The organism is Aliidiomarina haloalkalitolerans, assembly GCF_003987315.1.
Lineage (GTDB): Bacteria > Pseudomonadota > Gammaproteobacteria > Enterobacterales > Alteromonadaceae > Aliidiomarina > Aliidiomarina haloalkalitolerans.
Genome location: NZ_PIPI01000003.1, coordinates 55622 through 70225, shown reverse-complemented (window position 1 = coordinate 70225; position 14604 = coordinate 55622). Strand labels below are relative to the sequence as shown.

The 14604-nt window shown below is 51.4% G+C and carries 7 protein-coding genes; 6 read left to right on the top strand and 1 reads right to left on the bottom strand.

Annotation, left to right across the window (positions count from 1 at the left end; all coding sequences use genetic code 11):
* Positions 1–163 precede the first annotated feature (163 nt).
* Positions 164–742 (top strand): gamma-glutamylcyclotransferase, encoded by a 579-nt coding sequence (locus tag CWE06_RS06000; protein WP_126792172.1) that lies wholly within the window; start codon positions 164–166, stop codon positions 740–742.
* On the opposite strand, the gene CWE06_RS05995 is transcribed toward CWE06_RS06000, so the two are convergent.
* Positions 731–3232: a bifunctional diguanylate cyclase/phosphodiesterase gene (locus CWE06_RS05995; RefSeq protein WP_126792171.1), complete on the bottom strand. Its 2502-nt coding sequence runs from the start codon at positions 3230–3232 to the stop codon at positions 731–733. The genes CWE06_RS06000 and CWE06_RS05995 overlap by 12 nt on opposite strands.
* 226 nt (positions 3233–3458) lie before the next feature.
* On the opposite strand from CWE06_RS05995, the gene CWE06_RS05990 reads away from it, so the two are divergent.
* The 5 genes from CWE06_RS05990 to CWE06_RS05970 all read left to right on the top strand — a co-directional run bounded on the left by CWE06_RS05990 (position 3459) and on the right by CWE06_RS05970 (position 14473).
* Positions 3459–6005 (top strand): EAL domain-containing protein, encoded by a 2547-nt coding sequence (locus tag CWE06_RS05990; protein ID WP_126792169.1) that lies wholly within the window; start codon positions 3459–3461, stop codon positions 6003–6005.
* 57 nt (positions 6006–6062) lie between these two features.
* Positions 6063–7463: an ethylbenzene dehydrogenase-related protein gene (locus CWE06_RS05985; protein WP_126792167.1), complete on the top strand. Its 1401-nt coding sequence runs from the start codon at positions 6063–6065 to the stop codon at positions 7461–7463.
* Positions 7464–7562: 99 nt separating this feature from the next.
* Positions 7563–8837 (top strand): DUF4236 domain-containing protein, encoded by a 1275-nt coding sequence (locus CWE06_RS05980; protein WP_126792166.1) that lies wholly within the window; start codon positions 7563–7565, stop codon positions 8835–8837.
* Between the two features lie 257 nt (positions 8838–9094).
* Positions 9095–11791 carry a hypothetical protein gene (locus tag CWE06_RS05975; RefSeq protein ID WP_126792164.1) on the top strand — a complete coding sequence of 899 codons (2697 nt, stop codon included), beginning with the start codon at positions 9095–9097 and terminating at the stop codon, positions 11789–11791.
* A 15-nt stretch (positions 11792–11806) separates the two neighbouring features.
* Positions 11807–14473: a TonB-dependent receptor domain-containing protein gene (locus tag CWE06_RS05970; protein WP_126792162.1), complete on the top strand. Its 2667-nt coding sequence runs from the start codon at positions 11807–11809 to the stop codon at positions 14471–14473.
* Positions 14474–14604: the final 131 nt, after the last annotated feature.

The window sequence follows — 14604 nt, the reverse complement described above, 5'->3', positions numbered from 1 at the left end:
ACCACAGCTTAGCGACACTACATGTCGCGCTCATTCCAGCTACGGTTCACAATGCCATTGTGGACCGGGGCTGGAATGCGGTGGTTGGGAGGTTTCAAGTGTGGTGCGGGTTGTGGCATATTATTAGCTTAGTCGCGCGAAGTTTGTGGAGTTAAGTCGCAGTATGTCGCACAACACAATTGAAGAAAATAAACGGCGTTTACCGTTAGATCATCTCGAGTCGGTGTGGTTGTTTGGTTACGGTTCTTTGATCTACAAAGCCGACTTTCCGTACTTGCAGCGACGTCCAGCGCGAATTCATGGTTGGCAGCGACGGTTTTGGCAGGGTTCACACGACCATCGCGGCACGCCGGAAAAACCCGGTCGCGTGGCGACTTTAATTGCAGCAGCGAATGAAACCTGCGTTGGCATGGCCTATGAGGTGACACCGGATGTGTTTGCGCATTTGGATCATCGCGAGAAAAACGGTTATTTGCGCTTTTTCACCACGTTCGAGTGGCTCGATCATCAAGAAGACCAGCAGGTAGAAGGCTTGGTTTACGTGGCGGGCCCAGACAACGAGGCGTTTTTAGGTCCGGCTAGCGAAGCAGACATTGCCGAACATATTGCCCGCTCGGAGGGACCAAGCGGCCCCAACCCAGAGTATTTGCTTAAGCTTGCCGAGGCGTTACGTGAACTCGAGGCCGACGACCCGCATGTGTTCAGCATTGAGCAAGAGCTTAAAAAGATTCTACAAAGGTAGTTCATTTACCGGCGCAGGACGGCTAAAATAAAAGCCTTGGTAGCGCAAACAACCGCTTGCGGCAAGGCGCTCTTGCTGCTCTTTGGTTTCGACGCCCTCTGCTATCACGTCCATGCCTAAATCTTGAGCAATGTGAATAATCGCATTCACGATCGTCCAGTCCCGTTGATGCTCTGCCATGCTTGCGCGGCGAATAAACGCTTGGTCGATTTTGACCTCGTCGAACGGTAGCTGCGACAAGTAGGATAAGGCTGAATAGCCGGTGCCGAAGTCGTCCATACTGAAACAAATACCCTGCTGTTTTAGCCGATGCATGCTTGTTAATACCAGCTCCATGTCCTCGAGAACCAAGCTCTCGGTTAGCTCGAGCTTTAGCAAATGTGGCGGCACCTTGGTGTCGGAAACAATCGCCAACACCTGTTCGACAAAGTTTAATTGGTAAAACTGCTTGGCACTGACGTTCACACTCATACTCAAGTGACGCGTTGACTCCTGTTGTTGCCAGGCGGCGAGCTGCAAACATGCTTGGCGCAGCACTTGCGTGCCGATGGGCACGATTAAGCCGCTTTCCTCTGCCAAAGGAATAAACTCGGCAGGTGAAACTAAACCTCGTGTCGGATGCATCCAACGTACTAGCGCTTCAGCACCAATGAACTGCCCCTGCTCGTTGGCTTGCAGCTGATAGTAGAGCACTAATTGATCAGTACCCACTGCGGCGCGCAAATCATTTTCCAACGGAAAACGAGCACTAATTTCTTTTTCAATACTTGGGTGATAGTAAGAAAAATTATCGCCACCGGCTGTTTTTACATTTCCTGCTGCAAGGTCAGCTCGACGCAGTAATTCTTCAGCGCCAAGCCAACTATTATCCGTAATAACCACACCAATACTGGCTGTGCACTGGTGGCGTAAACTGGGCAGGTCGAAAGGCTCTCGCAGTACCTCGAGCATTTTTGCTGCCTTCACTTCGCATTCCGCTCGCGCTTGTTCTGCAGTTGTAAACTCCGTCACCACCACAAACTCATCGGCGGTAACACGCGCCAAAAACGAACGCTCTGATAACACCGACTGCAGTCGCCGAGTCGCCTCTTGCAGCACTGCATCGCCCTGTTTCTGCCCATGCACGTCGTTTACCCGTTTAAAATTATCCAGGTTCACAATCAAAACTGCTACGGCCGCTTGGTGCTTAGCCAGTAATTCAATACGCGCGGTCAGCTCATCGTGCAAGCTGCGGCGATTCGGCAGGCCAGTTAGGGTGTCTGAGTAAGCCAGCTCTTTAATGGTTTGTTCGGTTTTGCGCTTTTCGGTGACATCACTAATAAACCCGCTCCAACTGACGCCTCCATCTGACTCTTTTTGCGGCACCGACGTTGCCGACAGCCAGCGTGTTTTATGCAATGAAACTTCAACCGGAAATTCATAATTCCACGGACTTAGTTTCTCAGCGCTTTCTTGCAAACTTTTGAAAATAAGCTCACGTTCGTGCAAAGGAACCTTGCTCAGCACCGTTCTCGCGTCATTAATAGCCTCATTCACATTAACCGCAAAGAGGTCCTGCACTGCATCACTTAAGTAGCGAAAGGAAATAAAACCGCTGTTGTCACGGTGCAGTTGGTACACCATGCCGGGAATGCGATCGGCGACCGACTGCAAGCGTTCGGTAAGTTCTCGCACTCGTTCGCCCCGAGAAGTCGCTTGAATGGATAAACGTTGCTGCCGATTCATCAGCACCACAACAACAGCGCTGAGGATCACAATAAAGATTGCCACCGACAATGCGCTCATGACAATTAGATTGCTGTCCGCACCACTGAGTGGCATCAAACTAGCGTCGGCAGCAGCCGGCAGGAATACGGTCGCATGCATAGCGGTATAGTGCATGCTTGAAATGGCAAAGCCCATAATCACCGCACTAACAATAATGCGCGGTACCGACCTCACAATCACTGGCCGCAAGAGTTTCCGTGCAGCTAAGGCAATAACGGCCAAAACCACCGCGACCACAATGGAAATTGCGAACATACTCGGTAAGTAGAGCATCTCGGCTTGGGTACGAATGGCAGCCATACCGGTGTAATGCATCACACCAATCCCAGCGCCCATCATGACACCACCAAATAGAATCGCGCGCCATCGGTCTTGGCCGTGGTGCAGTACCCACAAGGTGATCCATGCGGCAAAAATTGCTGGAATAACTGAAATAGCTGTAATTAATGGCGAATACAGTACGGTCGTGTCAATTTTGAAACTGACCATACCAAGAAAATGCATGGCCCACACACCTGCCCCCATTGCCACTGCACCATTGAGATGCCATAGCGAACGGCGCTGAGAGGTGGTTGCTCCTTGCATGAGTTTAGTGTGCAGCAAACTGACGTAGGAAGCTAAGATAGCGATGGCGACAGAAAGCGCAACAAGGCCGGCCGCATGCGAACCAGCATACGCCGAGGCCAAGTCGTGCTGCTCGGTGATAAATTGCAGAAAGGGCAAGCTATGTTCCTTATCGAAAGTGTGCGCCGAAATAGCTCAGAGAAATGGGCGTTGTACTTCTGTATAGGGAAACAAGCAGAAAACCGATCACTTTCGGGAGTGATTTTAAAATCGGAGTGAGTAGCAAACGCAACACGATAAAAACTTACATTTCCGATATAATGCGTGGTACCTGTAGCAAGTAAACTCGCGGTTTTGATTTTCAGTCGTAGGACTAACTTATATTATGGCCTTCAGTAGTGAACACGTCATTAAATTAATCGGCCAAAACACAGATGCTGACACTCTTCTTAACGCTATTTCAGAGTGGGTTGCTACACAAATTCCCGACGCTTTAATTTCGATTATGCTGTTTTCTGAAGAAGAGGAGACCATCAGCATGTTTCGGTCTAATTATTTTTCTGAAAACTATTTAAACACGCTGCAAAATTTACCGATTGGGCTTTCCGTGGGTAGTTGCGGAACCGCTGCGTATCGGCGAGAGCTGGTCGTCACCGAAGATATTTTTCAAGACCCCAGCTGGGACGGATATTATGAACTGGCTGCAAACGAAGGCCTTGCCGCGTGTTGGTCAATGCCAGTCATCACCATCCAAGGGAAGCTCTACGGCACTTTTGCGACATATTATCGTGAAACCCGGCAGCCCTCTGATACCGAAATAGAAGTCATTGAGCGAGCCGCAGCACTGGTTGCGTTAGCGCTGGTTCATCAAGAAGAGCGACTTGCTCGGCTCGGCACTGACCAGCGTTATTCATCACTTTTCACCCATCATCCAGATGCCGTATTTGAAATGGACCTGACTGGCCATTTAACGACGATTAATCCGGCTGGCGTCACGATTACTGGTTTTACTGCGGAACAGGTTATTGGCCAGCATTACAATGCGTTTGTGACCGAGGAGTTCCGCACTTTAGCAGACCACTTCTTTGAGCTAACCAAAAAAGGGCAACCCCAAACCTACGAGCTCTCGGTTTACAATTCGAGTGGCAGTATTTATTGGTTAGAAATCACCAATTTGCCGATTATGGTGAATGACGAGCTAACTGGGGTGTTCGGCATTGGTCGTAATATTACCGAAAAGCGCTCATTGCTCGATGAACTCAATCTATTGCAGCGCGGTATCGAAGCGAGCCCGCACGGTATTGTTATGAGCGACGCGCGCCAAGGCGACATGCCGATTGTGTATGTAAACCCGGCATTTTTACAAATTACCGGTTACAGTGCCGACGAAGTCTTGGGCAAGAATTGTCGGTTTTTACAAGGTCCCGACACCGACCCAGAAACAATTGATACCATTCGCCAAGGGATTAAGCGCCAACGCGAAGTGCAAGTGACTATCCGCAATTATCGCAAAGACGGTAAATGGTTTTGGAACCACTTAATCGTCAGCCCAGTGTTCGACAATCACGGCCTGTGCACACACTATATCGGCATTCAACAAGACATTACTCACCAACGCGAGCAGGAAGAATTAATTGCCGCGCAGCGCAGCCACGATGTTTTAACCGGCTTATTAAACCGGCAATCATTTGAAACTCGCATCGAACAAGAAAGTCGCCTGCAGCACGGCAAACAGTATTTACCAACCATCATGTATGTCGACCTCGATGATTTCAGCTCACTGAATCAAAGTCTTGGTCACCAAGTTGGCGATCGGCTCTTAGTTGAAGTCTCAAATCGTTTAAAAACCCTTACGCAAGAGCACGACTTAGTCGCGCGTGTGGCCGCCGATGAGTTTGCGGTTTATTTGCCGGCAATGCGCAAAAAAGAAGACGCCATTGCTTTTGCTGAGACGGTTCTAAAAGTGTTGGCGCAACCGATTCAAATTGACGAACATAAACTGCACATTAGCGCCAGTATTGGCCTTTGTGAGTTACAGTCGGGCCAGCAACCAAACTTCGATGCGCTGCAAAATGCGATTGCTGCCATGGGCGAGGCTAAACGTCAGGGTCGTAATACCTGGCACTGGTTCCAAGAAGAGCAACATTCACTTGGCAGTGAATACGCCCGCCTGCGCCGCGAAATTATGGAAGCGATTGAGGAAAACCAGTTCATTGTTCATTATCAACCCTTGTTGCGGGCACAAGACGGCGCAGTCATTGAAGTTGAAGCGCTGGTGCGTTGGCAGCACCCGGAACGGGGACTTGTGCCACCTGGCACGTTCATTCCCTTGGCTGAGAAAACCGGCCAAATTGTCACCATTGGCAGTTGGATCTTGCGCCAAGCGTGCACGGACATTGCGCGTTGGAATGAAGAGCATGATGACACACTTAAAGTTGCGGTGAATATTTCGCCTTTACAGTTTCGGCGCTTTGGCTTCTTAGACGAAGTGAAGGCAGCTTTAACCATCAGTGGCTTAGCCCCCGAGTTGTTGGAACTCGAAGTAACCGAGAGTGTGTTACTCCTAGGCGCGGAAAAAACCATTGAGATTCTTAAGGAAATTCGCGCCTTGGGTGTGCAAGTTGCGATTGACGACTTTGGCACTGGCTATTCAAGCTTAAGCTATTTACGCAGTTTGCCGGTGGATAAAATCAAACTCGACCGCAGCTTTATTCAGTATTTGCCGGTGAGCAAAGAGGACGTGGCAATTGTTCAAGGTCTGATTAATATGGCGCATTTGCTGCGGCTACAGATTGTTGCTGAAGGCGTTGAAACAGCGGAACAAGTTGAGTTTTTGCGCGCTAACGGCTGTGACATATTGCAGGGGTTTTATTTTGCAAGGCCGGCTCCGTTACTTCAGCTCGTTGGTACTTATGCCTTAAGTGAAAACTAGATCATTGCGCTAAAAGCTTGTTATGCTGAGGGTTAAAATTCGCAGGCGAGATGCATTATGGCAGCACAACGATTCAATTCTTCTTCTCTTCTCGGGCGTTGGCTAACGGCGGTTTGCGCTGCGCTGGTTTTGATCGGCTGTTCGCCCGCCAATGAATCTGCGCAAGCTGAGCGCGACTATTCTTTGTCTGACGGGGCCGTGTCTGATGGGGCCGTGTCTGACGGGGCTTCTGAGCTTAGGCCGGGGGCGCCGGAACAGGCGCTGCGAACCCTGTATGTTGCTGCTGAATACAACGACACCGAGTTTCGCTTGCACTACCGCATTGCCGTCGAAGAGCCGAGTTGGTATCACCAATATTGGCTCTATCGCGATGGTACTTGGACGCGGATGGGCTCTGGTGCTGCTGGTCCTGATGCGAATCGGCTGTATGAAGACCGCATTAGTATGATGCTCGACGATGGCTCCGTTGAAGGCTTCAGCCGCTATGGCGGTTGGATGCTCGTGCACCCTGGCATGCGTACCTTAGACTCTGCCGTTTCTTCTGACGACGTTGCAGCGCACCCCATTTTAGGTGGTGAAATGGGCCGTACTGACGTCCGCAAGTATATTCCGCAGTCGCGGACGGTTTCACGCTATACCGAGCCGGCAGCGTGGGACGCGGTGCGACCGTTAGACGAAATTGCCGCCATGCAAGAGCGCGGCGAGTTTTTGGATTTATGGCAATGGCGCGCGCACCGTTCGCACCCGCTAGGCTATGCCGACAATACCTATGTGTTGCATTATCGATTGAGCTCAGAAGGCCGTGGCATGTATCGCGACAATGCCGCTGATGCTGGGCCCGCGTTCATGTTTGACGCAGAGCAGGTCGGCTTTCGAGCTCTGTCATGGGACAAGTTAGTGGCGCGCGAGTATGGCCAAGACGACCTATATTATTTGAGCGACGAGTTTGCGGTGCCGTTTGATCCCGCGCACGAGTGGCAGGAGGGTGACGTGCTGCCGTTTCGTTTACTACAAGAGCCGAGTGGTGCCCGCGGTGCGATTCGCTCTGCTGGGGGCTATGCTGACGGAGCATGGCGCGTGACCTTAACACGCAGTTTAGCCAGCCCGAATCCGCTCGACAGCAAAGCCTTAGTAGCGGGCGAGATTTATAACGTTGCCTTTGCCGTGCACCAAGGCGGCGTCGGTGCGCGCCACCATGATGTGTCATTACCGCTTACGTTAGGGCTTGGCGTAGACGCTGATATTGTTGCGCAGTTCAGCGCCGAACCACTCAGTGAAGAAGCGCTAACCTGGTACCCCGTGCATTTAATCAACCCAGGGCAAATTACGTGGGAGTGGTTAGTCACCCGCCACCCGGGTGCAGGCCTGATTCAAGGCAACTTCGATATCACCGTTCGCGAACACCACGGCTACTTGCCACTCTTCCAGCGCTACATCGAACGGCGTTCCAGCCCGTAGCTGGAATGCGATTCCGAACCGTAGCTGGAATGCGATTCCGAACCGTAGCTGGAATGGCATTACGGACCGTAGCTGGAATTAACATGGAGGTAATTATAGATGGCATTTCGTTTTCAACGGCGGGTTCGAATTCTTCCGGGAGTTCGACTTAACTTTGGTAAAACTGGCGTCAGCGTGTCAGCCGGCATTCGTGGAGCCGGTGTAACCGCTGGCCGGCGTGGCGTTTATGGCAATGTGGGCGCGCCAGGAACAGGTATGTCATACCGAACCCGCCTCGACAAAAATAAGGCGCATCAACGGCGTGTTGACCGCGCGCAAAACTATCGGCAATCCGGGTTACAAGGCGCTGGGCATGTCACCTTAAAGTGTGACGATCGGGGCAAGTTAACCATGCTCGAACCCGATGGTTCACCTGCTAGCCCTGCAGTAACAAGGCATGTTTGGGAAAACCATGCTGATCAAGTGCGCTTGTTTCTGGCCAAAGAAATCGAAAAAATAAATGACGATCAGGATCTTTTGGTTAATATTCATCACGATACACCGACTCTCGATACGCCAAGCCCTGAGTATGACCGGGTGCCGTTCGCACTTGAAGCACCGAGTTTCCCAAACCTGCCGGAGTTACCCGCACAACCGCTTACGCGCGCACAGCGGTGGTGGCACAGAATTTTTCGCTCATTAGACGAGCGACGAATTGCCGCGAACTCAGCTGACCAAGACCGATGGGAAAAAGAATTTCAACGTATCGAAAGGGAGCGCAACGAACTCGAGCAGAAGCATGCAACTGAATTAGCCGCCTGGCACTCAGACAAGTCGCGTCACGACCAAGAGCAGCAAGCAGCGGCGGCGAGTTTTGCCCAACGATTGCAGCATGACATTGATTTTATGTCCGATTTGCTTGAAGAAGAATTAAGTCAGCTAGACTGGCCGCGAGAAACTCACGTCGATTTCGAAATCAAAGATAAAACATTGTCGCTCGACATTGACTTACCGACTGCCGAGACATTCCCGAGTCGTGAAGCGTCTCTCAATCAAGCTGGTCGTCGGCTACTGATCAAAGAGAAAAGTGCGACGCAACAACGCAAAGAATACGCTCAGCACATTCATGGCGTGGTTTTGCGAGTTATCGGGGTAGCTTTCGTCACGTTGCCGGCCATTGAAACGATTGAAGTTGCCGCCTATACACAAGCAGTGAATCACGCCACCGGTCACAGCGAAGACCAGTATTTGCTGCAGGTAACAGTTCGTCGGGAAGAGTGGCAAACACTTAACCTGAGTGAGCCTGAACGCATCGACCCCGTGAGTGCATTAGCGCTTTTCAACTTACGGCGAGATATGACCAAAACCGGCATTTTCCGACCCATCAGTATTTAATCCTCCTATATCAATAACTTGCGTTCTGTAGCTGGGCTCGCATTCCAGCTACGGTCCGGAATGCCATTCCAGCTACGGTCCCTAATGCCATTCCAGCTACGGTCCCCAATGCCATTCCAGCTACGGTCCCCAATGCGAGCGCAATGCGTAACAGAAATGTCATGTATTCGTCACGGCAGTGTTACAGAGCAGGAACACACTAGCGGCGTTTTCGTTCTATAACCCGACAAACCGATAACCCGATGCGGAGAACGCTCATGCTCGTGCGCAACTTTTTTCGTTTAAGCTTAATCGCAGCTGCTATGACCCTCGCGGCCTGCGGCGGTGACATTGTGATTAACACCGGCAATAACTCTGGGGGCGGTGGCGGCACTCCACCTCCTACCGGCGGCGGTGGTGGCGGTGGTACGCCTCCAGCTGAACAATGTCCAAGCTGGGCAAAAGCTGGTGATCAAGTCGCCGGCTATGATCTGCCAGTTTGTGAAATTACTGGTACCTTTACCACTGACCGAACTCTCACTAACGACATCCTTTGGGCACTTGATGGCCGCGTTGCTGTTGGTAATGACAAAGCTGACAATGCGGTACTCACCATAGAACGCGGCACCACGCTGTTCGGCAAAAGCGGTGCGGACTTCCTCGTCGTTCGTCGCGGTTCAAAGTTAGAAGCAAACGGTACGGTAGATCAACCTATCGTCATGACTTCGTTGCAAAACTTACTCGGCCTTACCAATGCAAACTCAGTCGGCCAATGGGGCGGCTTAGTGTTACTTGGTCAAGCACCCGTCAACGGCTGTGACCAAAGTGCACCAGAAAACTGCTCAATTGAAGCTGAAGGTGACGCAGGTCCTTATGGCGGCGGTATTAGCGACGACAACAGCGGTACGTTGCGTTATCTGCAAATTCGTTACGCGGGCTACGAAGTTCTACCAGACAACGAACTCAACGGCATTACTTTTGGTGGCGTCGGCAGCGGCACTACCGTTGAATATATTCAGGTTCATAACAACCTCGACGACGGTATCGAATTCTTTGGTGGCACCGTCGACGCAAAATACGTGGTTCTTACCGGCAACGCTGACGACTCACTAGATTGGGATGCCGGCTGGAACGGTCGCATGCAACACGTGCTAATTAAACACAACCCAACGAACGGCAAGGCCAACCGTGGTATTGAAGCGGACAACAGCTCGAGCAACTTCAGCGCCACACCACGTAGCCGCCCAATTATTTCCAACGTCACGATTATTGGTAACGAGTGGAAAGGTGATGACGATGCAGAAGGGATCTTGCTCCGTCGCGGTACTAGCGCCGAGCTTTACAACTTTATCGTGACTGGCGAACCAGGCATGGGCGAGTGTTTTGAGTTAAACGACCAAGCAACCGTCGATAACGCCACCAGCGGTGACTTGCGTTTTGAGCACTCAATTATCCACTGTAGCGAACCATTCAAAAATAGCGTCGACGGCAGTGGCAATGTAACGTTTAACGCCGAAGAATGGTTCCTTGCTCAACCGGGTAACTCAACCGTTGATCCGCTATTAGGCGACTACTTCCCATCAGCAGTTAGCCCTGCTCTTGGCGCTGGCTTAAACGTTGCAAACGTCATCGACCCATGGTTTGACGACGTCGATTATATTGGTGCTTTCGACGGCGAAAACGACTGGACACTTGGCTGGACTTACGCACTGCACAACGACGTTTCTGCACTAAGTTGCCCAGCAGGTACCGTGCAAGTTGAGTCGTTAACCGACAAAATCAACTGTGAGCTAAAAGGCACTTACACCGAAGACTTGCACTTGCCAGTCGGCGCTGACTACGTGCTTGACGGCTTAGTACGCATTGGTAACGACAACCAAGACTCAGCCACCTTGTTCATTGACCCAGGTGTGCGCATATTCGGTGAGTCTGGCGCGGACTTCTTAAGCATCTCTCGTGGCTCAAAAATTATCGCTGAAGGTCGCCCAAATGCTCCTATCGTGATGACATCACTGCAAGACGTGCTGGGCGCCAGCACCGGGAAAGGTCAATGGGGTGGTTTAGTGCTCCTTGGCAATGCTCCAAGTAACAAGTGCGACCAAGCAAATCCGTCAAGCTGCGCCATTGAGGCTGAAGGTGACGCTGGCCCATACGGTGGCGGTGACCCAGATGACGACTCAGGCAAACTGAAGTTCGTGCGCATTCAATATGCAGGTTACGAAGTGCTGCCAGACAACGAACTAAACGGCATTACCTTTGCGTCAATCGGTAACAAAACTCGCGTAGCATTCATTCAAGTGCACGAAAACTTGGACGATGGCATCGAGTTCTTCGGTGGCACGGCCGACGCTCGCTATGTAGTCACCACCGGTGCTGGCGATGACTCGCTTGACTGGGCTGACGGTTGGACTGGTCGCATTCAGTTTATGCTTGCGGTTCACAACGGTGAAGCAAACCGTGGTATCGAAGCGGATAACCAGTCAGGTAACTTCTCAGCACTACCACGTTCAAACCCAGTCATTGCCAACATGACCATTATTGGTAACGACTTTACATCTGCAGACAAAGACTCTGAGGGTATCTTGTTGCGTGCAGGCACCACAGGCCAGCTCTTCAATATGTTGGTCACTGGTCCTGAGGGCATGGGTGAATGTCTCGAGTTCAACTCAGACGAGTCAATGGCACTGGCCGCTGACTTCACCACAGTCATGACTCACTCGGTGATTGCTTGCCCAGAACCATTCAAAGGCAATGTCAGCCCAACTATGACCGCTGAGCAGTGGTTCTTAGCCCAAGAAGGCAACACTGTGGCCGAGAACATGAGCGCTGTTGTGAATGGTTACTACACAATTTTCACCAACCCGACCAAAGACTTTAGCGACGACGAGTTCTTCCTCAAAGTTCCGTTTGTTGGTGCTGTGACGGCCGACTACGACTGGACGAAAGGTTGGACTATCGGCTTACCGTCGAACTAAAAGGCGAGCGCAACTATGAACCATTCAGCATTGACACTTCGTCCTGCTGCGCGGTCTGTCCTGATAGCATTGGCCCTCGTGCCAATGCTTTCGCAGGCAGACACCGCCGAGGAAGAATCAGCAGTATCTGAAGCACTGTCACAACAATCGATTGAACGGATTCAAGTGTCTGGCCGACTCATGAGTTCAGCGGCAATTACCGCCGCTGAACGCCGTGAACAATCGCAAGTGGCCGATCTCATGGATGCGGAGATGATCGGTCGGATTGGTGACTCCAACGTCGGCGATGCATTAAAGCGAATTACCGGCCTCACTTTAGTCGATAACAAATTTATCTATGTACGCGGCCTTGGTGAACGTTATTCGAGCACCTTGCTCAATGGCGCCATTGTGCCGACACCAGATCCAACACGGAATGTGGTGCCATTGGACATGTTCCCAACCGGCATTATCGACAGCTTGGTTGTACAAAAAAGCTATTCGGTTGACCAACCGGCCTCGTTTGGTGGTGGTGGTGTCAATATCCGTACCTTGAGTTTACCGCGCGAGCGCGTGTTCGAACTGCAAGTTGGCACCGGCATAAACTCACTGAATAGCGACAATGGCTTAACTTATAGTGGCGGTGGTAACGACTGGCGTGGTCGCGACGACGGCACCCGTGGGTTACCTTCTGCAATTAGCGAAGCGTTAGACACCTACGGTTCGCTCAACACTATTGCGATTGCTCGGCAATTAGGGCCATTAAGCGCAGAAACATTAGCCCAAGCAGAATCCATTAATCGCGAGCTTGGCACTGCGTTTAATCGCAATATGGACATTCGTTCGACGTCGATTGACCCTGATTTTGATGCCAGCTTAACCTTCGGTGATCGCATCGAGTTGAACGACAAATGGACAGTTGGCGCCGTGGCGTCTGTTGCCTATGACCGCTCGAGCAAAAACATTGACGAGCAAGAGCGCTATTACTCGATTACCCGCGGTACTGATTTAACACCATTAGTGCGCTACGACGACATTAGCGGTACCGAATACAGCACGCAGATTTCTGGTATTTTCAACGTGGGTATCGAGTACGATCGCATGCATAAAGTAGAAGCGAGCTCGATTTACCTGCTCGATACCGCCGATGAAATTAAACTGAAAGTCGGCGACACCATTGAGACCATTAACGAGCCAAACCGCGAGAACATGGATTACTCGGTCCGTTACGAAGAGCGCACGTTAGTTGCGAATCAAGTCCGTGGCCAACATCGCTTTGAGTGGTTGTGGGACTTGGGCGTTAATTGGCAATGGACTGACGCCAAAGCACGTCGCTATGCACCGGGCGAAATGGAATATCGCTATGTTCGCAATACCCGCCCAGACGGCACGACCACAGCAGCATTACGCCGCAGTGACAATGCCGTGCAGTATATTTTCAATGACATGCAAGACAACACCGAAAACGCCTCGGTCGACTTGCGCCTGCCGTTGGACTTGAACAGCTGGACTGTGGAATTGCAAGGTGGTTACAACTACTTCGAGCGGGCGCGTCACTCGCGTGCAGACCGCTTTAAGTTTGACAGCCGCGGGTTCAATAACACTGAATTACAAGGCAGCTTTTCAGAGATTTTCTCGGACGCAAATATCTTAAATCCGAGCAAAGGCTTTGCTATTTCGGACGTTACCGCACAAGCCGACGACTACGTGGCAGCGCAGCAGTTAGACGCTTACTACTTCGCAGTTGATGCCTTGTATGACTACACCTGGCGCTTTACGCTCGGTGCCCGTTACGAAGACTTCCGCCAGATCGCGTTGCCTTTAAGCCCGTCGACTGGACAAGTTATCGGTGACCCAGCTAGTTATGCATTGCTCGACGACGACTGGTATCCGAGTGCTGCGGTAACCTGGTTGTTCCACCCTGACATGCAATTACGTTTTGCTGCAAGCCAAAGCGTTGTGCGCCCTGACCTGCGCGAAGTCACACCGGTGTTGTACGTCGACCCATTAACAGACTTCAACGTTATCGGCTTCCGTGACTTAGTGAGCTCAAAACTAACCAACCTCGACGTGCGTTGGGAGTGGTACTTGCTCTCTGGCAGCAGCTTAAGTGTTGGTGCTTTCTACAAAGATATCGACGCACCGATTGAAACTGTAGAAATTATGGGCTCGGACGGCAACCTCTTAGTGTCATTCCGCAACGCCGAACAAGGCAAAGTGTATGGCGTTGAAGCTGAATTTGTCCGCCGTTTAGGTGGTTTATGGTCAACCGCACCAGATTGGCTTGAGCAACTCTTTGTCGCCGGTAACGTCACTCTGAGCGACTCTGAAATCACTATTCAGCCACTTGGTGAGTCGAACATTACCAACCGTCAACGCCGCATGAGTGGGCATTCAGAATATGTTGTGAACACGCAGCTTGGCTATGACTCGGCGAATGAACGACACTCAGCCACACTCAGCTATAACGTGTTCGGACCGCGGATAACTTTCGCCGGCGTCGACGGCAAGGACGATGCCTACGAGCAGCCGTTTCATTCCGTTGACATGACCTACAGCTACTACCCAACCGAGCGGCTGTCCGTCAAATTATCAGCGAAAAATCTACTGGGCGAGAAAACCGAAATACTGCAGCAGGGACAAATCCTCCAAGGACGCGACCCTGGCACAAGCATCGGCCTAAGCCTCAGCTACCGCCTCTGATTAGGGACCGTAGCTGGAATGGCATTGGGCGCGCCCGGTAGGGACCGTAGCTGGAATCGCATTCCAGCTACGGTCCGCAATGAACGCACCTCGATCATTTGAGCTAGCGCAAACTTTGCGAGATATTCCCT